The organism is Methylobacterium sp. Leaf113, assembly GCF_001423325.1.
In the GTDB taxonomy this organism is placed as follows: Bacteria; Pseudomonadota; Alphaproteobacteria; order Rhizobiales; family Beijerinckiaceae; genus Methylobacterium.
Map to the genome: position 1 here is coordinate 48315 of NZ_LMNJ01000015.1, position 23509 is coordinate 71823.

The 23509-nt window shown below is 71.3% G+C and carries 26 protein-coding genes; 11 read left to right on the forward strand and 15 right to left on the reverse strand.

The genetic code is table 11. The features are described from left to right. Nucleotides 1–16: 16 nt before the first annotated feature. The 7 genes from ASF60_RS11960 to ASF60_RS11990 form a co-directional block, all read right to left on the reverse strand. A complete protein-coding gene (locus ASF60_RS11960; RefSeq protein ID WP_056184729.1) occupies nt 17–997 on the reverse strand; it encodes a sulfonate ABC transporter substrate-binding protein in 981 nt (326 codons plus the stop codon). Nucleotides 998–1236: 239 nt separating this feature from the next. Continuing rightward, entirely contained in the window at nt 1237–2400 is a 1164-nt protein-coding gene (ssuD, locus tag ASF60_RS11965) for an FMNH2-dependent alkanesulfonate monooxygenase (RefSeq protein WP_056184731.1), read from the reverse strand. 31 nt (nt 2401–2431) lie between these two features. Beyond that, nucleotides 2432–3295 (reverse strand): ATP-binding cassette domain-containing protein, encoded by an 864-nt coding sequence (locus ASF60_RS11970; protein WP_082507910.1) that lies wholly within the window; start codon nt 3293–3295, stop codon nt 2432–2434. 130 nt (nt 3296–3425) lie between these two features. Beyond that, nucleotides 3426–4208 carry an aliphatic sulfonate ABC transporter permease SsuC gene (gene ssuC, locus ASF60_RS11975; RefSeq protein WP_056184733.1) on the reverse strand — a complete coding sequence of 261 codons (783 nt, stop codon included), beginning with the start codon at nt 4206–4208 and terminating at the stop codon, nt 3426–3428. 3 nt (nt 4209–4211) lie between these two features. Continuing rightward, a complete protein-coding gene (locus ASF60_RS11980; protein WP_056184735.1) occupies nt 4212–5177 on the reverse strand; it encodes an aliphatic sulfonate ABC transporter substrate-binding protein in 966 nt (321 codons plus the stop codon). Between the two features lie 13 nt (nt 5178–5190). After that, a complete protein-coding gene (msuE, locus tag ASF60_RS11985) occupies nt 5191–5802 on the reverse strand; it encodes an FMN reductase (RefSeq protein ID WP_200935815.1) in 612 nt (203 codons plus the stop codon). Nucleotides 5803–6259: 457 nt separating this feature from the next. Continuing rightward, nucleotides 6260–7447, reverse strand: coding sequence for an HD-GYP domain-containing protein (locus tag ASF60_RS11990; protein WP_244478402.1), 1188 nt, complete (start codon nt 7445–7447; stop codon nt 6260–6262). 557 nt (nt 7448–8004) lie between these two features. Between ASF60_RS11990 and ASF60_RS11995 the strand changes: the two genes are divergently transcribed. The 6 genes from ASF60_RS11995 to ASF60_RS12020 all read left to right on the forward strand — a co-directional run bounded on the left by ASF60_RS11995 (nt 8005) and on the right by ASF60_RS12020 (nt 11971). After that, the gene (locus ASF60_RS11995) at nt 8005–8328 is read left to right on the forward strand and encodes a DUF2293 domain-containing protein (protein WP_056184739.1); all 324 of its coding nucleotides are present in this window, start codon (nt 8005–8007) and stop codon (nt 8326–8328) included. Nucleotides 8329–8476: 148 nt separating this feature from the next. Beyond that, a complete protein-coding gene (locus tag ASF60_RS12000; protein ID WP_056184741.1) occupies nt 8477–8686 on the forward strand; it encodes a TOBE domain-containing protein in 210 nt (69 codons plus the stop codon). 5 nt (nt 8687–8691) lie between these two features. Next, on the forward strand, nt 8692–9207 hold the full coding sequence (locus tag ASF60_RS12005; RefSeq protein WP_056184742.1) for a hypothetical protein: 516 nt from the start codon (nt 8692–8694) through the stop codon (nt 9205–9207). 189 nt (nt 9208–9396) lie between these two features. After that, nucleotides 9397–10329 (forward strand): penicillin-insensitive murein endopeptidase, encoded by a 933-nt coding sequence (gene mepA / locus ASF60_RS12010; RefSeq protein WP_082507915.1) that lies wholly within the window; start codon nt 9397–9399, stop codon nt 10327–10329. A gap of 56 nt (nt 10330–10385) precedes the next feature. Beyond that, a complete protein-coding gene (locus ASF60_RS12015) occupies nt 10386–11276 on the forward strand; it encodes an aldose 1-epimerase family protein (protein ID WP_056184745.1) in 891 nt (296 codons plus the stop codon). Next, nucleotides 11273–11971 carry a TenA family protein gene (locus tag ASF60_RS12020; protein ID WP_056184747.1) on the forward strand — a complete coding sequence of 233 codons (699 nt, stop codon included), beginning with the start codon at nt 11273–11275 and terminating at the stop codon, nt 11969–11971. Before ASF60_RS12015 ends, ASF60_RS12020 begins: the two co-directional genes overlap by 4 nt. Nucleotides 11972–12010: 39 nt before the next feature. Here the strand turns inward: ASF60_RS12020 and ASF60_RS25640 are convergent, their stop codons facing one another. Further along, nucleotides 12011–12334 (reverse strand): hypothetical protein, encoded by a 324-nt coding sequence (locus ASF60_RS25640; RefSeq protein WP_244476809.1) that lies wholly within the window; start codon nt 12332–12334, stop codon nt 12011–12013. 406 nt (nt 12335–12740) lie between these two features. Next, entirely contained in the window at nt 12741–13457 is a 717-nt protein-coding gene (locus ASF60_RS12030; protein ID WP_056184749.1) for an HAD family hydrolase, read from the reverse strand. A 190-nt stretch (nt 13458–13647) separates the two neighbouring features. Between ASF60_RS12030 and ASF60_RS12035 the strand changes: the two genes are divergently transcribed. From ASF60_RS12035 to ASF60_RS12045, 3 genes are all read left to right on the forward strand, one after another. Further along, the gene (locus tag ASF60_RS12035) at nt 13648–13968 is read left to right on the forward strand and encodes a hypothetical protein (protein ID WP_056184751.1); all 321 of its coding nucleotides are present in this window, start codon (nt 13648–13650) and stop codon (nt 13966–13968) included. A gap of 217 nt (nt 13969–14185) precedes the next feature. Next, nucleotides 14186–14458 carry a hypothetical protein gene (locus tag ASF60_RS12040; RefSeq protein WP_056184753.1) on the forward strand — a complete coding sequence of 91 codons (273 nt, stop codon included), beginning with the start codon at nt 14186–14188 and terminating at the stop codon, nt 14456–14458. Nucleotides 14459–14494: 36 nt separating this feature from the next. Further along, nucleotides 14495–15451, forward strand: coding sequence for an ABC transporter ATP-binding protein (locus ASF60_RS12045; protein WP_056184755.1), 957 nt, complete (start codon nt 14495–14497; stop codon nt 15449–15451). A gap of 74 nt (nt 15452–15525) precedes the next feature. Here ASF60_RS12045 and ASF60_RS12050 read toward each other — a convergent pair whose 3' ends face one another. The 3 genes from ASF60_RS12050 to argH form a co-directional block, all read right to left on the reverse strand. Continuing rightward, nucleotides 15526–16218, reverse strand: coding sequence for an invasion associated locus b family protein (locus ASF60_RS12050; RefSeq protein ID WP_200935814.1), 693 nt, complete (start codon nt 16216–16218; stop codon nt 15526–15528). A 131-nt stretch (nt 16219–16349) separates the two neighbouring features. Then, nucleotides 16350–16751 (reverse strand): hypothetical protein, encoded by a 402-nt coding sequence (locus ASF60_RS12055; RefSeq protein WP_056184756.1) that lies wholly within the window; start codon nt 16749–16751, stop codon nt 16350–16352. A 91-nt stretch (nt 16752–16842) separates the two neighbouring features. Next, a complete protein-coding gene (argH, locus tag ASF60_RS12060) occupies nt 16843–18228 on the reverse strand; it encodes an argininosuccinate lyase (RefSeq protein ID WP_056184759.1) in 1386 nt (461 codons plus the stop codon). A 72-nt stretch (nt 18229–18300) separates the two neighbouring features. On the opposite strand from argH, the gene tlpA reads away from it, so the two are divergent. Continuing rightward, a complete protein-coding gene (gene tlpA, locus ASF60_RS12065) occupies nt 18301–18942 on the forward strand; it encodes a thiol:disulfide interchange protein TlpA (protein ID WP_056184761.1) in 642 nt (213 codons plus the stop codon). Between the two features lie 24 nt (nt 18943–18966). Here tlpA and ASF60_RS12070 read toward each other — a convergent pair whose 3' ends face one another. The 3 genes from ASF60_RS12070 to ASF60_RS12080 all read right to left on the reverse strand — a co-directional run bounded on the left by ASF60_RS12070 (nt 18967) and on the right by ASF60_RS12080 (nt 22093). Continuing rightward, the gene (locus tag ASF60_RS12070; RefSeq protein WP_056184766.1) at nt 18967–19632 is read right to left on the reverse strand and encodes a haloacid dehalogenase type II; all 666 of its coding nucleotides are present in this window, start codon (nt 19630–19632) and stop codon (nt 18967–18969) included. A gap of 9 nt (nt 19633–19641) precedes the next feature. Further along, a complete protein-coding gene (murJ, locus tag ASF60_RS12075; protein WP_056184768.1) occupies nt 19642–21183 on the reverse strand; it encodes a murein biosynthesis integral membrane protein MurJ in 1542 nt (513 codons plus the stop codon). Between the two features lie 310 nt (nt 21184–21493). Then, a complete protein-coding gene (locus ASF60_RS12080; RefSeq protein WP_055946939.1) occupies nt 21494–22093 on the reverse strand; it encodes a superoxide dismutase in 600 nt (199 codons plus the stop codon). Nucleotides 22094–22373: 280 nt separating this feature from the next. Between ASF60_RS12080 and ASF60_RS25150 the strand changes: the two genes are divergently transcribed. Further along, the gene (locus ASF60_RS25150) at nt 22374–23507 is read left to right on the forward strand and encodes a hypothetical protein (protein ID WP_056184770.1); all 1134 of its coding nucleotides are present in this window, start codon (nt 22374–22376) and stop codon (nt 23505–23507) included. Nucleotides 23508–23509 lie beyond the last annotated feature (2 nt).

Consider the following 23509-nt stretch of genomic DNA (forward strand, 5'->3'; position numbering starts at 1 on the left):
AGGATGCAACAAGCCCTCAGCTTCCGGGCTTGCGCACCGCCGAGGCGACATCAAGCGGCTTCGGCAGAAGGCCGAGGCGGTGGAAGGTGTCGGCGACGCGCTGCTGGTCGGCGGTGGTCTCGGCGTTCAGGGGTGTGACCCCGTAGGTGAGGCGCCGCAGCGCCACCGTGAGGATCGGGGCCGGAATGCCGACCGAGGGCGCGAGCTCGGCCGCCACCGCGTCGGTGTTGTCCTTGGCCCAGGCATCGATCTCGCCGATGGCGGCGAGCGTCGCGTCGAGGGCCGGGCCGTTGGCCGCCGTGAAGGCGCGGGTCGAGAGGTAGAACTGGCGATTCGGCACGAGGCCGGTGCCGTCGACGAGGATGCGCCCGCCGGTGCTGCGCTCGCCCGAGGCCAGGAAGGGGTCCCAGATCGCCCAGGCGTCGACCGCGCCCCGGGCGAAGGCGGCGGCCCCGTCGGCCGGCGCCAGGAAGGTCGGGCTCACGGCCTCGTAGGGCACACCGGCCTGCTCGAGGGCGCGGACCAGGAAGTAGTGGACGTTCGAGCCCTTGTTCAGGGCGATCTTCCGGCCGCGCAGGTCCGCCACCGTGCGGATCGGGCTGTCCTGCGCCACCAGGATCGCCTCGCCCTTCGGCGCCGCCGGCTCGTGCCCGACATAGAGCAGGTCCGGGTTGGCGGCCTGGGCGAAGATCGGGGGGGCCTCGCCGGCCGAGCCGAGATCGACGGCTCCGGCATTCAGCGCCTCCATCAGGGGCGGCCCCGAGGGGAACTCGGCCCAGGTGACGCGGTAGCCGAGCGGCTTCAGGCGCTGCTCCAGCAGGCCCTTGCCCTTGAGAAGCACCAGCGTGCCGTATTTCTGATAGCCGATGCGGATGACTTTCTCGTCCGCGCGGGCGTGCAGGGTGCCGAAGGTCAGCAGCGCCAGGGCGGTGAGGAGAATCCAGGCGCGGCGCGTGCCGTCGGGGCGGAGCGCAAGGGCACGGGTGGCGGCGGGCATGGGGGGCTCCTTCACGCGGGGATGCTCGGGCTCGATGTCCGATGGATGAACCCAGCCGCTCGGCTTCCATCTGCTCTCCGTCATCCCGGAGCCGCGCAGCGGAGTCCGGGAACCAGAAACACAGGTGCGGCAGAATCCGACGCTGTCGCGGCTCTGGATTCCGGGCTCGCCTGCGGCGCCCCGGAATGACGGTGGCTCTCCTGTCCGCCGGGCTCTCGTCGCCCGGGGACGTCGCCCCCTCAATGCGCCGCGATGCGGCGGCTGGGCACGATGTCGTTGGCGATGACCTCGCCGAAGGGGCCGTTGTTGCGGGCGTTGCTGGGCGCGACGCCGGTGGTGGCCCGCAGGGGGAGCTTCGGGAAGACCAGCTCGGCGAAGCGGTAGGCCTCCTCCAGGTGCGGGTAGCCCGACAGGATGAAGCGGTCGATGCCGAGGTCGATGTATTCCTTCATGCGGTCGGCCACCTGATCGGCCGAACCGACCAGGGCGGTGCCGGCGCCGCCGCGCACCAGGCCGACGCCGGCCCAGAGGTTCGGCGACACTTCGAGCTTGGTGCGGTCGCCCCCGTGAAGGGCCATCATGCGGCTCTGCCCGACCGAATCCTGGCGCTTGAGCGTGGCCTGAGCCTTGGCGATGGTCTCGTCGTCGAGGCGCGAGATCAGGTTTTCGGCAGCGGCCCAGGCCTCGCCCTCGGTCTCGCGCACGATGACGTGCAGGCGGATGCCGTACGAGAAGGTCTTGCCCTTGCGGTCGGCCGCCTCGCGGGCCTTGGCGATCTTTTCCGCGACGCCGGCCGGAGGCTCGCCCCAGGTCAGGTAGACCTCGCAATGCTCGGCCGCGACCTCGATGCCGGCCGGCGACGAACCGCCGAAATAGAGCGGCGGGTAAGGCGTCTGCACGGGCGGGAAGATCACCCGGCCCTCCTCGACCTTGAGGTGCTTGCCCGCGTAGCTGACGGTCTCGCCCGACATCAGCCCGCGCCAGATGTGCAGGAACTCGTCGGTGACGACGTAGCGCTCGTCATGATCGAGGAAGACGCCGTCGCCGCGCAGCTCGACGGGGTCGCCGCCCGTGACGACGTTGATCAGCAGGCGCCCGTCCGAGATCCGGTCGAGGGTCGCGGCCATGCGGGCGGCCATCGCGGGCTCCTGCAGGCCGGGGCGCACGGCGACGAGGAAGCGCAGGCGCTTGGTCAGGGGCGCCAGCGCCGAGGCCACCACCCAGGAATCCTCGCAGGAGCGGCCGGTGGGCAGGAGCACGCCGTAATAGCCGAGCTCGTCCGCCGCCTGGGCGATCTGGCGGAGATAGGCGATCGAGACGTCGCGGGCGCCTTCCTGCGCACCGAGAAAGCGGCCGTCGCCGTGGGTGGGGAGGAACCAGAGAACGTCGGTCTGTCCAGTCATGGGGCTCTCGTGTGGTGGGAGGCGGCGGCGCTCAGGACGGCGCGCGCTCGGACAACAGGTGATCGAGGATGCGGCCTTCGAGAGCCGCGAGGTCGGCGTCGCCCCGGCGTCGGGGCCGGGGCACGTCGACCGTCACGTCGAGGGCGATGCGGCCGGCCTCCACCACCAGGATGCGGTCGGCCATCGCCACGGCCTCGGCGACGTCGTGGGTGACCAGGATGGCGGTGAAGCCCTGCGCCCGCCAGATCCGCTCGATCATCGCCTGCATGTCGATGCGGGTCAGGGCGTCGAGGGCGCCGAGCGGCTCGTCGAGGGCGAGCAATCCGGGACCGCTGACGAGAGCGCGGGCCAGGGCCACGCGCTGGCGCTGGCCGCCCGACAGGGTCGCGGGCCAGTTGCCGGCCTTCTCGGACAGGCCGACCTCGGCCAGGGCCGCCTCGGCCTTGGCGCGCCGCTCGGCCTTGCGGCCCCCCTCGCCGAGACCCACCGCCACGTTGTCGACGACGCGGGCCCAGGGCAGCAGGCGCGGCTCCTGGAACATGATGCGCTTCGAAGGCGTGCGCAGGGCCTCGGATTCGAGGGCGATGCGGCCGGCACTCGGCTGCTCCAGGCCGAGGATCAGCCGCAGCAGGGTGCTCTTGCCGCAGCCCGAACGCCCGACCACGGCGACGAACTGCCCGGCCGGGATGTGCAGGTCCAGCCCCTCGATCACCGTGTGGCCGTCGAAGTCCTTCCGCAAATCCCGGATCGTGACGCCGATGCCGGTGGCGGAGGCCTGCGGCGCGACCCGGGCCGGCGCCTTCGGGGCGGCGACCCCACGCGGTTTCAGGTCGCGGATCGGCGTGTCCTCGCGAAGCTGGGAATCGTCAGGGACAGGAAGGGCGGTGGCGAGCATGGGGCGGACCGTCGAATGGGAGAAGGGGGTTTTGGGAGCGCCGCTGGCGTGAAGCGGCACGCCTCGAAGGTCTGGTCGAAGGTCTGGCGCTCCCTCCCGCTTGGTGAGGAGGAGAGGCGCCAACGGCGCATCACGCGTTCCGGTAGGCCGGGTTCCAGGCCAGGAACCGGCGCTCCAGCAGGCGGGTGACGGCGTCGGCAGCCTTGCCGAGGCCGGCGTAGATCACGATCGCCAGCACCACCACGTCGACCAGCATGAACTCGCGGGCCTGCATCGCCATGTAGCCGAGGCCGGACGAGGCCGAGATCGTCTCGGCGACGATCAGCGTCAGCCACATGATGCCGAGCGCGTAGCGCAGGCCGACGAAGATCGAGGGCAGCGCGCCGGGCAGGACCACGCGGGTGAACAGGGTGGTCGCCGACATGCCGTAGACCCGGCCCATCTCGACGAGCTGCGGGTCGACCGAGCGGATGCCGTGCAGGGTGTTGGCGTAGACGGGGAAGAACACCCCGATCGCCACGAGGAAGAGCTTGGCCTCCTCGTCGATGCCGAACCACAGGATCACCAGGGGGATCAGCGACAGGTGCGGGATGTTGCGGATCATCTGCAACGTCGTGTCGGTGAGGCGCTCGGACAGGCGCGACAGGCCGTTGGCGAGGCCGAGCGCGAAGCCGATGCCGCCGCCGATGAGGAAGCCTACGGCCGCACGGGCGAAGCTGATCGACAGGTTGGTCCAGAGTTCGCCGCTGCGCGCCGCCTGCCAGCCCGCTGCGACGACCCCCGAGGGAGCCGGCATGAACCGGGTGGAGACGAGGCCCGTGGAGGCGGCGACCTGCCAGCCGAGCAGGATCACGGCGGGCACGAGCCAGGGCGTCAGACGCTCGAGGGTGCGGGTGCCGAAAGAGGGAGTCATGGGTCAGCCCTTGCTTGCCGGAGGTGCCGGCGGCGTCCACACGGCGTCGCGCACGCGGATGGGGTTGGCGATCAGGCCCAGGGCCTGGAAGCGGTCGGCCACGCGCTGCTGGCCGGCGATCACGGCCTCGCTGAGCGGCGCGATGACGTAGACGCTGCGGTCGACGGCGCGCCGGGTCGCATCGAGGGGCACGCCGGTGCCCTTCGACAGCAGGGCGGCCACCTCCGGGCGATTCGCTTCGCACCAGGCCGCCACTTCAGCCAGGGCTGCGACCGCCGCCTGGACCACGGGGGCGTTGGCATGCGTGAAGTCCCGGTTGCCGAGAAAGAAGTTGGTGGGCCTCTCGATCTCGGCGGCACTGGCCAGGATGCGGGTGCCGGGCTGGCGCTCGGCGATGGCGAAGTACGGGTCCCAGATCGCCCAGGCGTCCACGGCGCCGCGCGCGAAGGCCGCCGCCGCATCGGCGGGCGCCAGGGTCACGGGCTCGATGTCGCCGTAGGTCAGCCCCGCCGTCTCCAGGGCGCGGACGACGAGGTAGTGGGCGCTCGATCCCTTGGCGAAGGCGACGCGGCGGCCCTTGAGGTCGGCGAGCGTCGTCAACGGCGAGCCCTGCGGTACCAGGATCGCCTCGCCGGAGCCGCCGGCATCCTGGGCCGCAACGTACAGGAGGGTGTTGCCGGCGGCCTGGGCGAAGACCGGGGGCGGCGCGCCGGTCTGGCCGAAATCGATGGCGCCCATGCCGAGCGCTTCGAGCACCGGCGGCCCGAACGAGAATTCGGTCCAGCGCACCGTGACCCCGAGGGGTTTCAGCGCCCGCTCGATGGTGCCCTGCTGCTTGGCGACGACGAGGATGCCGTTCTTCTGGTAGCCGATGCGAAAGCTGCCGGCTTCTGCGGCGGCCGGCAGGATGACCGATCCGGGCATGGCGGCGGCCACGGCACCGGCGAGGAGGCTGCGTCGGGACAGCATTGCGGGCGCGCCCTCAACCAGCGCTGGCGAAGGCCGAGACCGGCGCATCGGCCTCCGGCGACGCGGCGCGGGCGGCCCGCGCCGTGAGGAGTTCCGCGAGCTGGTTCGCCGCGTCGCCGATGCGGGCCTTCACGCCGTCATCGACCAGGACGCCCTCGCGAAAATCGGCGTCCGAGCCGTAAACCGCGCTCGGGATGGTGTGGGCGCTGAAGAAGCCGAAGAGCGGACGCAGGGAATGCTCGACCACGAGGGCGTGGCGCGGGCCGCCGCCGGTTGCCGAGAGAATCACGGGCTTGCCCACCAAAGCCGCCGGATCGACGAAGTCGAACAGGTGCTTGAACAGGCCCGTATAGGCGCCCTTGTAGACCGGCGAGCCGACGATGAGCGCGTCGGCGCCCTCGATGGCCTCGACGATGCGGCGGGCCGGCAGCGGCAGCAGATCCCGCGACCAGGCGGCCCCGAGGCCGGTGCCGGCATCGACCATGTCGAACAGGCGGATGTCGGCCCGGACCTGGGCTCCGACCGCCTCGGCCAGCGCCTCGGCCAGAGCGCGGGTCTTCGACGGGCGCTGGAGATTGGCGGTGAAGCCGACGATGCGGGGCAGTGACAAGCGGGGCACAGACATGAGCTCACTCTCGTGGGCGACGCGCTCGGGCTCAACGATCCGATTGGCGCAGTCGAAAAGATCTGGCGTCGGGCTTTTCGGATGCATTGCGTCACCGCTCAAGACGAACGTTGGACGACAACGAATATTCCGAAGATCCTGGCTCAGCAGGGGGAGATATAGGCCCTGTGAAACCAACCGGTTTGTCGGTGTTTTCGCAGCGCCGTTCTGACGAAAACGTGCCCGTTGCGCGCCCGAGAATCAATGAAACGTTCTTTTGAATGCGTGATGCGCCGGAGAGGATCTCTCTGAGTCGCGACGGATCGGGAGATGAACGCGTTCGACACGCATTATCGTGCCGGAATCCTCATCCCTCGGGGTCTTCGCGCTCGGGGTCTTCGCGCTCGGGGGCTTCGTCCTTGGGGGCTTTGTCCTCGGGGTCACCGGGCCGAGATCTGCAGATCTCGGACCTCGGACCTCAGGCGACGGCGTCGGCCAGCGCGCCCTGCAGCACCAGCCGCTGGAAGGCGGCCAGGAGGTCGGAATCGAGCTTCGGCAGCATGCCCTGCATCACCGCATAGGCCTCGCCGTGGGGAAGCGGATCGCGGTACGGCCGCCGCTCGGTCAGGGCCGAATGGATGTCGCAGATCGTGACGAGGCGCACGAGGTCGGGGATCGCCGCCCCGGCGAGGCCGTCCGGATAGCCGCTGCCGTCCAGCATCTCGTGATGGGAGCGCACCACCTCGAGGGTCGCTGCGTCGAAGCCGCTTTGGGCACCCAGCAGGTCGGCGCCGAGCGCCGGATGGGTGCGCATCACCGCCATTTCCGCCGTGGTGAGGCGGCCGGGCTTGTTCAGGATCGCGAGGGGAATCTTGGCCTTGCCGACATCGTGCAGCAGGGCGGCGCGGGCGAGACGCTTCTGGTCGGCGCGGGCCAGCCTCAAGCCGGCCCCGAAGGCGGCGGCATAGCCCGCGACGCTGAGGGAGTGCTGATAGAGCTGCTGGTCATGGCCCTGGAGCACGTCGAGCCAGGTCCGGATGCCGGCCTCCGAGACGGCCTCCAGGATGAGGTCGGTTCCCGCATCGATCTCCTGCGGGTTCAGAGGCTGCCCGGCCTCGGCCGCCCGGAAGGCGTCGGCCACCAGGGCGACGGCGGCCCGCGCCCGCTCGGCGGTGGCGCGAACCTTCCGCCGCCGCGGTGCCTTCGCGGCCGGAGGGAGGATCATCTCGGCCGGCGCATCGGTGGGCGTATGGGCCGGCGTCTCGCCCGGCAACTTGGCCGGCAACTTGGCCGCCGCCTTGACCCCATTGCTCCGGCGCGCCGCCTGCCAGGTCCCGACGAGCCCGAACAGGGCGGCGAGCACCACGGTGCGGGGCGCGTTCGACGGGAGGGTCCGGGTGGCGGCGGCGGACCGGCCCACGCCGACCGGAGGGTGGTTGGTGAGCTGGAGGCTGGCGATGCGGGAGCCATGCAGCCGGGCGATCCAGGTGGCCGCCAGCATGGCATCCCCGCCGATGTCGACCACCGCCACGAGGGGAAGCACCGACGGCAGGGACTCGAACGGCTCGATGCAGCGGCAGGTCACCACGGTCTCGACGGCACGGCACAGCAGGGCCGCAAGTTGCGGTCTGTCCGAGACGATGAGAACGGAACTGTCCTGGGTCACGAGAGGGTCCGTCAACGGATGCGCGGTCCGGCTCCGTCGCCCGACGCGACACATGTGACATGAAATTATTATCGAACAATTCACGGCAAAGCAGCAGGCAATTCATCCGGCCGTCTACGCGATCTCTGCGGATCAGTGAGCCTTTTCGGGCCGCGAGAACCCGTTCTGAAACAGATCAGTTCGGGCGCAGAGCGCACAAAGCTTGCATAGGTTCGGCCCCGCACACGCGGTGAGCGAAGCAGAGCGCGGCCGCGCGTCGTCCGCTGGCGACCCGATCCGGGACAGCACGTCCGGCGCCCTGCTCAAGCGAACAACGTGCCATCCGGGAGCCGTGCCGGGCACGGCGTGCCATCCGGGGCCGTGCCAGGCACGGCGTGCCATCCGGGGCCGTGCCGGGCACGGCGTGCCATCCGGGGCCGTGCCGGGCACGGCGTGCCATCCGGAGTCCTGACAGGCGTGGACTTTTCCCGCGCGGTCGCGCACCCCAGCGCCTCGGCGGGGCGCGGAGCGGAGGGCATCGATGATCCCGGGCGGATGGCGGTGACGGAGGGCGAGGCATGAACCGGCGCGAGGTGGTCGCCGCGGCGCTGGCGCGGCTCGCGCCACGCCTGCCCGATTTCGAGACCGAGGCGGTGATCGACCGCGCCCTGGCGAGCCCGGGCCTGCGCAATGCGCAGCCCGAGACCGCCGCCTGGCTCGCCCTGGTGGCCTATGGGCGCCACGTCTTCACCGAGTACGACACCCTGCTGGACGAGGGCTACGATCGCGACAGCGCCCGACACTTCGTCCTCGACGACCTCAATGCGGTGCTCGCCGAATGGGGGTCGCGCCGCCGGGTCTCCGAGGTGGAAACCGCGACGGAGGACGATCCCGAGGCCTGAGCGGCCGCGGCGCTCCGGTTCCGGGCCCGACCTCGGATGCAGGGTTGCGTCGCGCCGCCTTGCACCACGGCTGCCTGCGCGGCATCGTCCCGATCCGCCGGAGGAAACGTCTTCGCCCGGCCCCAGAGAGTTCAAGGATCATGGTTTCATGAAGATCAGCGCGCGCAACGTCCTCAAGGGCAAGGTCGTCTCGGTCGAGAAGGGTGCCACGACGGCACACGTGAAGATCGAGATCGCGGGCGGCCAGCTGGTGACCGCCTCGATCACAAACGAATCCGTTGACAGCCTGAAGCTGACCGTGGGCGGCGACGCCTATGCGGTGGTGAAGTCTTCCGACGTTCTGGTCGCGGTGGATTGAGGCCGATGCGCCGCATCGCCGCGATCGCGGTTTTCGCATTGGTCGCCAGCGCCGCGCAGGCGCAGCAGCCGACCGCCGATCCGGCAGCCTGCACGCAGTTCGACTGGTCGCTCCTGCGCGAGCAGGCCTGGTTCTCGGCCGCGGGCCTGCCGCGGGTGGAATCCGGCGGCAAGCTGGCGGCAGCGATGCCGGCGGCTCTGCTCGGGCTGAAGCCTCTGGCGGAGGTCGCGTCGCCCTTCCCGCCATCGCGGGAGGCGAAGCCCGGCACCTATGCGGGCGTGCTCCACCTCGATGCGCCGCTGGCGCCCGGTGCCTATCAGGTCACCCTGTCGGACCGGGCCTGGGTCGATGTGAGCCAGGACGGACACACCACCCGGCCGCCCACGGCGCATACGCAGCGGCACGGCTGCCCGATGCTGGCAAAGAGCGTGCGCTTCCAGCTCGGCACCGCCCCCATCACCCTGCTGGTGAGCAACGCCGCGGCGGACTCGATCCGCATCGCCGTCTCGCCGGTGGACTAGGCCGGGCTTCTCCGTCCTACCCGGGGGCGTTCGCGAACCTTCGCTGCGCGCCCTCGACGGGCCGAGCCCCGATCGACTAGCGTGGCGCCACGATCCAGGATTCACCCCGGGGGTCTCGACCTCGGCCTGGATCCTCGGCCTGATTCACGGCGCCCCGCTCGGTGGGGACGCGATTCCGGGAGCCTTCCGCTGACCCTCCGTCTCCGCCTCGCGACCCTCCTGCTCCTCGCCCCAATCCTCGGGCTGCCCCTGTGCGCCGAGGCCCAGGACCGGGGCAGCGTCAACCCGAAACCCCTGCCGCCACTGGCCAATCCGGACGCGCCGGACACCCCCGCCAAGGCCCTGTTCGGCCGCGCCACCACGCCCGCTCCCGGCCCCGCCGAGGCCTACGGCTCCTACGCCAAGGGCTGCTTCTCGGGCGGCGAGGCGCTGGCCGTCGACGGGCCGAACTGGCAGGTGATGCGCCTGTCGCGCAACCGGATGTGGGGCACCCCGCCGCTGGTGGAATTCCTGGAGCGGCTGGCCGCCAAGGCGCCTCGCATCGGCTGGAGCGGCCTCCTCGTCGGCGACATGTCGCAGCCGCGCGGCGGCCCGATGCTCACCGGCCACGCCTCGCACCAGCTCGGCCTCGACGCCGACATCTGGCTGACCCCGATGCCCGATCACCGCATGAGCCGGGCCGAACGCGAGGAGACCTCCGCCACCAACGTGGTCCGGGCCGACCGCCTCGACATCGATCCGCGGGTCTGGACTCCCGAGCACCTCAAGCTGATCCGGATGACCGCGCAGGAGCGCGAGGTGGCGCGCCTCTTCGTCAATCCGGCGATCAAGAAGGCCCTGTGCCGCGAGGCCGGCGGCGACCGGGCCTGGCTCTCGAAGGTGCGGCCGATGTACGGGCACAACTACCACTACCACATCCGCCTCGCCTGCCCGGCGGGCCAGGACCAGTGCGGCGACCAGGCCCCGCCGCCCTCCGGCGACGGCTGCGGCGAGGAGCTGGCCTACTGGTTCAGCGACGCGATCCTGAATCCGAAACCGGCGACGAAACCGCCGCGCCCGAAGCCTCCGATGACCATGGCCGCCCTTCCCTCCGCCTGCCGGGCGGTGCTGAAGGCGCGCTGAGGACCCCTCCCGCCGCCCCCATCTGGGGAGCGGCCAGCCGGACGACAGGACGCGAGATGGGCGAACGGATTACGATCAGCGCCGGCGACGGCACGCAGGCGGTCATCGACGTCGATGGCGCCGAGCCCGTGTCCTGGCAGGTGGCGGGACGCGAATACCTCTGGAGCGGCGATCCGCAGCACTGGAATCGCCACGCGCCGTGGCTGTTCCCGGTGGTCGGCGCCTCCTCGGGCGGCACCGTGCAGGTGGGCGACCAGGCCTACCCGATGCCGCAGCACGGCTTTGCCCGCGACCTGCCCTTCAAGGTGATCGAGCGGGCCGCCGACAGCGTCGACCTGCGCCTGACCGACAGCGCCGAGACCCGCGCGCATTTCCCTTACGCCTTCCGCCTCGACATCACCGCCCGGGTCGGCCCCGGCCTGCTCGACTTCGAGATCTGGATCGAGAACACCGACACGGTACCCCTGCCCTACGGCCTCGGCTTCCACCCGGCCTTCCCGTGGCCCTTCGCCGGCGGCACCCGCGCGGCGGGCGGCGGCTACGCGGTCCGGTTCGAACACCCGGAACGTCCGTTCGTGCCGGAGGTGGGGGACGGCGGCCTGCTCCTGCGCGCGGAGCGGCCGGTCCCGCTCGACGGCGACACTCTGCCCCTCGATCCGGCCCTCTTCACCGAGGCCCTGGTGTTCCGGGATGCGGCGAGCGCCTGGATGCGCTTCACCGGGCCCGACGGCGCGGCGATCCGTCTGGCGGTCTCGGACTTTCCCCATCTGGCGGTCTGGACCAAGCCGACGGCCCCGTTCCTCTCGCTCGAATGCTGGACCGGCCATGCCGACTGGGCGGGCTTCGCCGGCGACCTCACGCGGCGGGATTCGCAGCGGATGCTGGCCCCGGGCCAGCGCGCCCGCCACGGCGTCACCCTGTCCTTCGAGCCGGAGAGCCGGGTATGACGAGGGCCGTCTCGACAGACGCTGGATCGGGCGAGGCGTTCTCAGCAGAGGCCTGGGCGCGCAACGCGGAGGCCTACGAGACCATCCGCACCATGCCGTTCAACGCCGAACTCGCCGCCGGCACCCTCACCCGCGCGCGCTTCATCCACTACATCGTGCAGGATGCACATTACCTCGTGGGCTTCGGCCGGGCGCTGGCCCTCGCCGCCGCCAAGGCGCCGGACCCGGACCGGATGGTGCAGTTCGCCCGCGCGGCCGAGACTGCGATCGTGGTGGAGCGCTCGCTGCACGGCGGCTTCTTCCGCGATTACGGCATCGACGCCACGACCTTCGCTGAGACACCGCTCTCGCCACCCTGCGATCACTACGTGTCGTACCTCCTCGCCATCGCCTACGCGGAGCCTTACGAGGTGGTGCTCGGCGCCCTGCTGCCGTGCTTCTGGATCTATGCCGAGATCGGCCGGGACATCGTTGCGCGGGCTGGCGCCGACAACCCGTACCGGGCCTGGATCGACACCTATGCGGGCGAGGATTTCGCCGAGGCCGTCGCCGCCATGATCGCCGCCACCGACGCGGCGGCCCGCGGCGCCTCGCCGGACGTCCGGGTGCGGATGCACCGGGCCTACCGCCAGGCCACCCGGCTCGAATACCTGTTCTGGGACGGCGCCTACCGGGATGCGGCCTGGCCGGTCTGACGCCGCCCCCCGGTGTCGCGATGCGCCCGGGTCGCCCGCTTACACCGCCCGCAGGCGTTCCCCGAGGGCGCCGGCCCGCGGGCGGGTCTGGCTGCGGAAGCGGTCGCGGGCGGCCCGGGCGGCCTGCTCGACGCTGCGGAACACCGTGCCCTCGAGGGGCGCGAAGTCGCGGCTCGATGCGAAGAAGCGGACCCCGCCCGGCTCCGGCACGGCGATGCCGGCGGTGACCTCGCCGATCTCGATGATGCGGGTCGGCTCGGCATGGAGGCGGTTGCGGGCGCGGTCCGCCCGGTGGTCCGGGAAAGCGGGCGTGGCGTGCAGGCGGTTCAACGCCCGATCGGCGTCGGTCTGGGCATGCGGCATGACGGGAACTCCGGTGGCCGGCTTTGGGCCGGCAGAGACAGGATCGTGGGACGCGACGGAGAGGTCAGCGTCGACAACAACCGCGTTGGAACCGGGCGTTCTGTGGAGATCGGAGCGCAGTGCAGACAGTCACGGCAAGTCATCCTTGTTAAGAAGGACCACGAGGCGCGCGCGCATCGCGGTGCTTTAGCGTTTGATGACGCGGCGCAAGCTACACACTTCAAATCACCGCGGCCCGGCGACCCGATTGGGGGCCACCGAACGTCTTCAAGATGCTCATCCGGCGAGCTTTCGTCAACGGATCGATCTTTCGAATGCAGGGCGAAACGTGGCACAAACGGCCCCGCTCGACGCGCGGGGCGCGTGCTTCTTTCGCGGCGCGCCCGCACTCCGCGCGCCGGAGGCGTCAGGCGGCCGCGATGATGGCGGCAAGGTCCTGATAGTCGCGAAAGATCCGGGCGGCGCCGGCCCGGGTCAGGTCGGCCGCCGACGGATCGTGGCTCCAGTGACCGCCGCCACTGAAGCCGACGACGCGCATGCCGGCGGCGCGGGCGGCGGTGACGCCCGGAACGCTGTCCTCGATCACCAGGCAGGCCTCCGGGGCGACGCCCATGGCGGCGGCGGCGTGGAGGAACAGATCGGGGGCCGGCTTGCCCCGCGCCACCAGGGTCGAGGAGAAGATCCGCCCCTCGAACAGGGGCAGCAGGCCGGTGAGCCCGAGGGAGTGGCGCAGGCGCACGGGGTCGCTGCTCGAAGCGACGCAGGACGGCAGGCCGAGTTCGGCCACTGCCGCCGCGACGCCCGCCACGGCGCGCAGCTCGGTGTCGAAAGCCCGCAGGGTATCCTCCTTCACCGCCTCGACGAAGCCTTCCGGCGCCGTGACTCCGTAATCGCGGGCGATGTGGCCCATGATGGAAACCATCGAGGTGCCGGCGAAGCGCGCCCGGACGGTCTCGACGTCGATGGGCACGCCGATGCGGTTGAGACCGGCAGTCAGGCGCCCGAGGCTGATCGGCTCGCTGTCGACGAGGACGCCGTCGCAATCGAAGATCACCAGCGCGAGGGCGGGTGCGGTCTCGCCGGGGGCGGGCACCGGATCGAGGAGGGGGGAGGCGTCGCGCATGGGCTTCGATCGGGTCTCGGGCTGCGGATGGGCCCCGCGCCGCGCGGCCCCGTGCCCGCATATGGCGCGATCGCGATCCCGCGCAAACCGCAGCGCCCGCCGCTCGGACGACGGTGGCTTGCGCACCGCGACGTGCCCTCCTACTCAGCCTCCGGGGCCGGCCCGGATGCCGGCGGTGCGATCGGGTGCGATGGTCCGTTTCCTCAGCCGCTTCCTCGGCCTCGTCTTCCTCGCGGCGGGCTTCGTCTGCCTCGTCTATGACGGCGCGCGCTCCATCGCGAACGACGCCGTGCGCGTCACCAGCGTCAGCGACCTCGCCTTCACCCTGTTCAAGGACCGGGCGAGCGCCCTGCAGGGCACGGTCGAGGGCGTCGCCCCCTGGTTGTGGAAGATCCTGGTTCTGCCGCTCACCCTGGCGCCCGCCGCCCTGGTCGGACTGGTGATCGGGGCCGTCCTGCTCTGGCTCGGCCAGCCGGCCCGCCAGCGGATCGGGTTTCTCAGCGGTCCGTGACGGCACTGCCTGACCGACGAAAGCCGCCCAGGGGTGCCATTTCGCACCTGATCAGGGCTCCGGCGGGGTCCGGCATGGTCAAGGCGCCATATTTTCAAGCGCTGTCCATCGTAGGGATCAGAACGAAGCGAGTGGCGGATCGCCAGGCCGTCAGGCCTGCGGACCGATCCGTCCTTCGGCTCCATGCGCTGAAATCTGTCGGGGATCGTCTGCCCTCATGTCCCGCATCCTTGTCGTTTCGACCCTCGCCGTTCTCCTCGGTGCCGCTCCGGTGCTGGCCCAGCCCGCGCCGGGCGCGCCCGTTCCACGGAACATCACGGCATCGGGCGTGACCAAGCCGCCGAGCGGCGGCGACCGGGGCGGCGCTCCCTACACCCGCGCCTCCACCGAGGCCGACATGGTGAAGGCCCAGCGCGCCTCGGCGGCCCGCGACAAGGCCTGGGACAACAAGATGCGCACCACCATGGGCTCGATCTGCAAGGGCTGCTGAGCCGCAGACCGGCGTGCGTCACGTCGGAACCGTGCCGTGATCCGCCTGGAGGGCGTCAGCAAGCGGTTCCCGGATGCCGGGCGCCCCGCCGTGGACAATCTCGACCTCGCGGTCGCCGAAGGCAGCGTCTGCGCCCTGATCGGCCCCTCGGGCTGCGGGAAATCCACCACTCTGCGCATGGTCAACCGGCTGGTGGAGCCGGATGCGGGCCGGGTCCTCGTCGCGGGCGTGGACGTGATGCAGGGCGATCCGGTCGCCCTGCGCCGACGCATCGGCTACGTGCTCCAGGGCGTCGGCCTGTTTCCCCATCGCAGCGTCGCCGACAACATCGCCACCGTGCCGGGCCTGCTCGGCTGGCCCCGCTCCCGGATCGCCGAGCGGGTCGATGCCATGCTCGATCTCGTGGGACTCGACCCGGCCGAGTATCGCCGGCGGCGCCCGCACGAGCTCTCCGGCGGCCAGCGCCAGCGCGTCGGCGTCGCCCGGGCGCTCGCGGCCGATCCGCCGGTCCTCCTCATGGACGAGCCCTTCGGGGCCGTGGACCCCGTCGCCCGCGACCGGCTCCAGGGTGAGATCGGCGCCATCCTGCGGCGCCTCGGCAAGACCGTGCTCCTCGTTACCCACGACATCGACGAGGCGATGCGGATGGGCGACCGGGTGGTGCTGATGCGCGCCGGCCGGATCGTCCAGGCCGACACCCCGGAGCGCCTCCTCGCCGCACCGGCCGATGCCTTCGTGGCCGGCTTCACCGGTCAGGACCGGGCGCTGCGCCGCCTCGCCCTGATCCCCGCCGGCACCCTGGCGCGCCCCGGTGCCGCCCCGGGCGCGCCCGCCCTCGACAAGGGCGCCTCGGTGCGCGAGGCGCTGTCCCTGCTGCTGGCCACGGGCGCCGACCGGCTCGACCTGACCGGCGACGGCGCGCCGGCCCATCTCACCTTGTCATCGATCCGGGACGAAGCGGCCCAGGCGGGAGACGCCGCAACGCGGGCGTAGACCCGCCTGCTTGCTGCGCGCCTGGAGACCTGTAGCCTGGAGACCTGCGGCTCGCAGACCTGCGGCTCGTCTGTCTACTTGCACTCGTCGCGGGCGCGCTTCATCGCCTCGGCGAAGCCCGCCAGGGCGTAATCGTCCTGGGTGGGATTGCCCCGCATCGAGGTGGTCTTGATCTGGAGCTTGGCCGTGCGCGTCATCTCGGTGACCACGCGGGTCTCCTCCGCCGGGTTCTGGAGCCAGGCGTTGTTGTCCTTGGTGACGAGGCCGTAGCGGGTGGCGCCGAGGATCAGGGTCGGGTCGGTGGGCGCCGGCCCCGCATTGGCCTTGGCCTGGCTGCTGGCAGGCTTGGCGGGGAAGCCCAGCATCACCGCGACCTCGTTGGCCACGTTCTCGGCTTTGCGCACGGTCACGAAGAGATAGGCCGTGTCGCGCTTCAGGGTCTTGGGCGAACGCGTCTGCGGCTGGGCGATGGCGTAGCAGACGCGGGTCTTGCCCTGGCCGTTGGCGAAGACGTTCCAGTCGCCGAAGATCGCGACCGGCGTGGCCTGCTGCATGCCCGGCGCCGTCAGGGGGGCCTTCTCGCGCCCGCGCCGGCCGCGCTTCCGGCTGGGCGCTTCGGACGCCTCGGGCGCGGCATCCTGCGCCAAAACCTGCGCCGCGCCGAGAAGCGCGCCGGGCACGGCCGGCATCGGCAGGAGGGAGACCGGACCGGCCAGGACGATCGTGACGGCCCCGAGCCGGAGACCGCGCCGCAGAACTGGAAGCATGGAGGACCCTTCGGGACGGTGCCGGGCCGGGAGGCCCCGCCCACGCGTCCGGACTTGCGGCGCGAAGGCACGCGGACTTCAGGAAACAGGACGATGGCGCCGCCCCCGCTCCGGGGCGCCGCCGGCACGCGTCAGGCGGCGTGCGGCTCCGCCGGCACGGCACTCGGAAAAGCGCTCGGCAGCGTCGCCATCACGGCTGCCGCGAGGCTCGAGACCGTGGTGCGAGCCGGTTCGGCGACGGGCGCGACGGCCTGAGCCTCCCCTTGGACCGGCACCGGGACCGGTACTTGGACCGGTCTTTGGACCGATACCTGGACTGGTCCTTGGACCGGTCCTTGGACCGGTACCTGGACCCGCGGCAGCGCCCGGGGCTTCGGGTCGTTGTAGGGCGTGTTGTAGCACTTGCGCACCGAGGCCCAGAAGGCGGCCCGGTCGGCCTCGGGCAGCCGGCTCAGGGCCACGTCGATCAGGGCCGTGGCATCGGCCGCGAGGGCCGGGACATCATCCGGCGCAATCGCGCTTTCAGGGGTCATGGAAAGATCTCCGAAGGGCTCGGGTCAGGTCTTACACAGCATCACATAGCTAAGCCGTGAACGCACCTGCCCCGAGGCCGGTTCTTTCGGCCTATGCGTCCGCGAGGGCCGCGATCCAGCGTGCGGCCTGGGCGCGCACGTTGTCGGGGGCGGTGCCGCCGTAGCTGGTCCGGCTCGAGACCGAGTTCTCGACGCCCAGCACCGCGTAGACCGCCTCGGTGATGCGGGGCTCGGCGGACTGCATCTCGGCCAGCGACAGGTCTTCCAGGCCGACATTGCGGGCGGAGGCCGTGCCGACGAGGCGGCCCGTGACGTGGTGCGCTTCGCGGAACGGCAAGCCGAGTTCCCGCACCAGCCAGTCGGCGAGGTCGGTCGCGGTGGCGTAGCCGGAGCCGGCGGCGCGGGCGAGCACCGCGGCATTCGGTTCGAGGTCGCGCACCATGCCGGTCATGGCGGCCAGGCACAGCGAGAGGGCCTGGAGCGCGTCGAAGGTGCCCTCCTTGTCCTCCTGCATGTCCTTCGAATAGGCGAGCGGCAGTCCCTTCATCACGATCAGCAGTCCCGTGAGCGCACCGATGACGCGGCCGGACTTGGCCCGCACCAGCTCGGCCGCGTCCGGGTTGCGCTTCTGCGGCATGATCGACGAGCCGGTGGTGTACCCATCGGACAGCCGGACGAAGTTGAACTGGGCCGAGGTCCAGACCACCAGCTCCTCGGCGAAGCGCGACAGGTGAACGGCGCAGATCGCCGCGGCGGAGAGCGATTCCAGGGCGAAGTCGCGGTCGGCGACGGAATCGAGGGAGTTCGCCGTCGGCCGGTCGAAGCCCAGCGCGGCGGCGGTGGCATGCCGGTCGATGGGGAACGAGGTGCCGGCCAGCGCCGCAGCACCCAGCGGGCACTCGTTCAGGCGGGCGCGGGCATCGCGGAACCGGCCGCGGTCGCGGGCCAGCATCTCGACATAGGCGAGGCAATGGTGGCCGAAGGTGACGGGCTGGGCCGATTGCAGGTGGGTGAAGCCCGGCATCACCGTGGCGGCATGGGCCTGCGCCTTCTCGGCCAAGGCCTTCTGCAGGCCGGCGGCCTGGGCGTCCAGGCTGTCCAGGGTGTCGCGCACCCACAGCTTCATGTCGGTGGCGACCTGATCGTTGCGCGAGCGCGCCGTGTGCAGGCGCCCGGCCGCCGGGCCGACGATCTCGGTCAGCCGGCTCTCGACGGACATGTGGATGTCCTCGAGTTCGCGCTTGAACACGAAGCCCCCCGCCTCGATTTCGTCGCGCACGGCCTTGAGACCGTCCTCGATCGCAGCCACATCGGCGGGGGGGAGGATTCCCGCCTGTCCCAGCATCGCCACATGCGCCAGCGAGCCACGGATGTCCTGGGGCGCGAGGCGCTTGTCGAACCCGATGGAGGCGTTGATCTCCTCCATGATCTCGGCGGGGCCGCTCGCGAAGCGCCCGCCCCACATCCGGTTGCTCATGCTCTCACTGACCCTTCCAGCCCTTCGGCCCGTCCATCCGGGCAAGCAACGCCATTCGGGCAAGCAACGATGATGCCCGGCACCCGGGCGATGGTCGCCGGCGGAGCCGCCCTCGTCGCCATCCTCGGCGGATGGCTTGCCGTATACGGGACGGGCTCGACCGGCGGCAACTCCGCTGACCTTTCCGCAACCCCGTGCGCCGACGCATCCGCGACGGCGGCCCGGATCGCGCCGCTGGCCCGGGGCGAGGTCGCCGCGTTCGCGGTCGCGCCCCGGCCGGTGCCGGCCCCCGCCCTCGCCTTCAAGGGGCCGGACGGGGCCGACGCCACCCTCGACGACGTGAAGGCCCTGCGCCTGGTGAACCTGTGGGCGACCTGGTGCGCGCCCTGCAAGGCCGAGATGCCGGCCCTCGACCGGCTTCAAGGCAAGCTCGGCGGTCCGGATTTCAGCGTGGTGGCGATCAATGTCGACACCCGCAACCTCGACGCGCCGCCGGCCTGGCTCAAGCAGAACGGCATCCGGCAGCTCGCCTACTACGCCGATCCGGCCGGGCGGGTGCTGCCGGCCCTGCAGAAGGCCACCGGCTCCCTCGGCCTGCCGACCACCCTGCTGGTCGACGGACGCGGCTGCACCCTCGGGGTGATGAAGGGACCGGCGGAGTGGGACAGCCCCGACGGCGTCAGGCTGATCGAGGCCGCTCTCGGACGATCCTGACGCCAGGGCGCAATCGGCCCCGGTTCAGAGCAGGGCGTCGAGGCTGCGAACCACACGCTCGGGTGGGAAATCCGGGTACTCGTCCGGCACCCCCTTGCGGTTGACCCAGACGGGCCGGAAGCCGAAGGCGGCCGCCCCCGCCACGTCCCAGCGGTTGGAGGAGCCGAACAGCACGGCCTCGGGCGGGACGCCGAAATGCGTCGTGGCGATGCGGTAGGCCGCGGGGGCGGTCTTGAAGGTCCGGGCCGACTCGACCGAGAGCACCGCGTCGAGATGGTCGGCGAGCCCCGCCGAGGCGACGGCGCGCTCCAGCATCGCGGCGTCGCCGTTGGACAGGATCGCGGTGCGCCAGCCCGCCGCCCGCAGGGCCCGGAGCGTGCCGGGCACCTCCGGATAGGCAGCGAGATCGCGATAGGCATCGAGCAGGGCGGGCCGCAAAGCCCGATCGACGTCGGGATACGTCGCCAGCGCATGGTCGAGCGCCCGCTCGGTCAGGCTCCAGAACGGAACCGGCCGCTGCATCAGGCCGAACACCCAGGAATATTCGAGCTGCTTGGCGCGCCAGGTCTCGGACAGGGCGGCGGCATCCGGGCCGATCGCCCCGGCATGGCGCGACACCGCCGCGTGCACGTCGAACAGGGTGCCGTAGGCGTCGAAGACGGCGACGCGCGGGGATGCTTCTTCTGCCATGCGGCCTCCTCAGGCGCGCCGCAGGCGAACCCCGCACACGCGCAGCGTCGCCAACAACACTCCCGCATAGACCAGCGTTCCGGCGAGCCCCAGCACGCAGAGCACCGCGATCTCGCGCAGGCGCGGCAGGGCCGGCACCACGGATTCGGCGAGCGGCAGGCCATAAGAGGCGGTGGCGGCCAGCGCGGCGCAGGCCACGGTCACGCCCAGGATGGTGACGCCCAGCGTCCGGCCCGGTGCCATCCAGCCGCGCCGCCAGGCGAGCACCACCAGGAGGCCGAGATTGATCCACTGGCCGATGGCGGTGGCGAGCGCGAGACCGGTGACGCCGTAGGGGCCGGTGAGCACCACCTTCAAGGCCACGTTGACCGCGATGGCGGTCAGCGAAGCGATGAGCGGGGTCATCGTGTCCTGCCGGGCATAGAAGCTGGCGAGCGCGCTGCGCAGGAGCACCACGGCCGGCAGGGCGAGCCCGTAGGCGGCCAGCACCGAGGCCGCCCGCGCGGCATCCTCCGCCCCGAAGGCGCCGCGCTGGAACAGGGCCGTCATGATCAGGGCCGGCAGGGTGAGGAACGCCACCGTGAAGGGCGCCGAGAGGGCGAGGGAAAAGCCCGCCGCCCGGTTCTGCGCCGCGTGCGCCCCGGCGACGTCGCCGGCCGCGATGCGCCGGCTCATCTCGGGCAGCAGCACGGTGCCGGCCGCGATGGCGATGACCCCGAAGGGCAGCTGGTAGAGCCGGTCGGCGTAGTACAGGGCCGAGACCGCGCCGGTGGGCAGCAGACTGGCGATGATGGTGTCGGCGAAGGACGAGATCTGGAATCCGGCCGAGCCGATCACCGCCGGACCCAGCACCGTGAAGAAGCGCCGCATGGCCGGGTCGCGCAGGGTCGGCGCGGCCAGGGCCGGGGCGATGCCGGCGCGCCGGCAATCCCACCACACCAGGGCGAATTGCAGGACGCCCGACACCGTCACGCCCCAGGCGGCGGCGTAGGCGGCGTTCGGAAACAGCGATGCGGAGGCCAGGGCGGCCAGCATCGACAGGTTCAGGAGGACCGGCGCCCCGGCCGCCACGGCGAAGCGCCGATGCGCGTTGAGGAGGCCGGAGAACAGGGTCACCAGCGTCATGAACAGCAGGTACGGAAAGGTGATCCGGGTCAGCGAGACGGCGAGCGCGAAGCGCTCCGGGTCCTCGGAGAAGCCGGGCGCCAGGGCCCGGACCACCCAGGGCATCGCCGGCATCGCCAGGGCCAGGAAGCCGATCTGCACCAACAGCATCAGGGTGAAGATGCGGTCGGCGAAGCGCCGGGCCGCGCTCCCCGCCGGGTCGGCCTTCTCGCTCTCCGACAGGCTGGCGTAGCTCGGCACGAAGGCGGTGTTGAAGGCACCCTCGCCGAAGATCGCCCGGAAATGGTTCGGCAGGCGGAACGCCACCACGAACGCGTCGGCCACCGGCCCGGCGCCGAGAATCGCGGCCATCACCACGTCGCGGGCGAAACCGGTGATGCGGGAGACCAGCGTCCAGCCACCGACGGAGAGGATGCTGCGGATCATGGGTCTCACTCGACGGACATCGCGCACCCTCCCCCCGCCGCGGGGGAGAGTGCCTGCGGAGCAGGCGGGAGAGGGGCAGCGCGACCTCTTCGAATAGGGCGGCGCTCCCCTCTCCCGACCCGCATTCGCGGGTCACCCTCCCCCGCAGAGGGGGGAGGGTGAGGTGCGGGCTGGATAGATCTCTGAGAAAGAAGGACCCGACTTGATCGATCGGATCTCGTCGAGACGGGCGCCGCCGGTCTCGGGAGGGGTCGGTGTGGCAACGCCGCGAGTCGGACGACTCGCGGCGCGAACGTCCTGGCCTTCGGCCTTACGCGGTGGCCTCGCCGTACATCTTCTCGACGTGCTCCCAGTTCACCAGGTTCTCGATGAACGCCTTGAGGTAGTCGGGACGACGGTTGCGGTAGTCGATGTAGTAGGAGTGCTCCCAGACGTCGACGCCGAGGATCGGCTTGGCGCCGTGCACGAGCGGGTTCTCGCCGTTGGGGGTCTTCATGATGGCGAGCTTGCCGTCCTTAACCGCGAGCCAGGCCCAGCCGGAGCCGAACTGGCCGACGCCGGCCTGGATGAAGTCGGCCTTGAACTTCTCGAAGCCGCCGAGATCCTCGTCGATCTTCTTGGCGAGCGCACCCGGAGCGGCGCCGCCGCCATTGGGCTTCATCCACTGCCAGAAATGAATGTGGTTGTAGTGCTGGCCGGCATTGTTGAAGAGCGGCTGGTTGTTGCCGTAGGCGGAAGTCAGGACCTCCTCGACGCTCTTGCCTTCCAGGCCCGTGCCCTCGAGCAGCTTGTTGCCGGTGTCGACATAGGCCTTGTGATGCTTGTCGTGGTGAAACTCGAGGGTTTCCTTCGACATGTAGGGGCCGAGCGCGTCGTAGGCGTAAGGCAGTTCGGGCAGGGTGAAGGTCATGGGCAACTCTCCGGCTCGTGAGTCATCGGACACGATCAGGCGCGCGACCCGCGCGCGATCTTCGCACCAACGCGTCGTTACGTAAGTCGATGCCCGGGTGAAGTCGATGCCCTTCCGGGGCCGGCCCCATTCCCGGTCGGAGCCCGATCCGGTCGATCATCTTGACCGCGCGCCACGTGCGCGGAGGCGCCCGCCGCGCCATTCGGCGTTTTGCAAATGCCGGTCAGGCCTTTAGTGTGCGCGCCGCATCTGTAAGATGCAGGCGTTTGTCGAGAAGTCCATGAGCATCGCGCTGTTCGCGCTGGCCGCCGTCATGATCGTCGGAGGCATCGTATCGGTCATCCAGGGATTCCCCTACGTTCGGCTCGAGAGCGGTCTCGCCATGACCATCGCGGGCGCCACCACGGCTTCGGCCGGAGCCGTGCTGCTCGGCCTCGCCGTCGTCGCCGGCCGCCTGCGCGGGCTGGAACGGACGATGGCGGCCACCCGCGCGCCGGAGACCGCGCCTCCGGAGCCGCCGACGGCGGCGACCGACCCGGACAGCTTCACCGGGGGGATGGAGCCGGGCGTAGGTGCCCGCGGCCGCCCGAGCCTAGCCGCCACGGCTGCCAGCCTGGGCGCAGGATTTGGCGCCGGGGCAGGGCTCGGCGCAGGCGCAGGGCTTGGATCAGGCGCGGGGCTTGGATCAAGCGCAGGGCTTGGGACCACCGGCCGTCACGGCCTCGAACCGACCTTCTTCGATCCCGACCCGCCCTCGCAGCCGCAGCCGCGTGCGGTCGAACCGCTGCTGCCGAACCATCTGCCCGAGGACGCGCGGCCGGACGGCGCCTCCGCCTCGGACCACGACCTCTTCGCGGCTCCGTTGAGGGACACCCTCCGCCCCGGCATGCCCCTCGAAGAAGCCCCGCACGAGGATGCCCCGCACAACGAAGCCCAGCACGACGAAGCCCGGCACGACGAAGCCCGGCACGACGAAGCCCGGCACGGGACAGCCTTGGTCGAAGGAGCCTCGCCCCCGGACACTTTGCTCCCGCAACCGCCCCAGGCGGAAACCCCGTTCACGGAGATCGAGCCGGACGCAGCGGCGGCGACGCCCCCGCCCGCCGCCCCGATCGAAACGGTGCCGTTCGTGGAGATTCCGGCCGAGGAGCCTGCTCCGGAGAGCGTCCGGGAGAGCGCCCCTGCGAGCGCTTCAGAGACTGCGGCGGTTCCGACCGACGAGGCCGAGCCCGTCCCCGAGCCGGACCATCCGGTCGTGGGCACCTACAAGTCGGGCGGGAACACCTACGTCATGTACGCCAACGGGGTGATCGAGGCGGAGACGCCGCGCGGGCGCTACACCTTCGATTCCCTCGACGAGCTCAAGGCCTTCGTCGAGGCCGGCGGTGAAACCGACAACCGCGGCGCCGCCTGAGC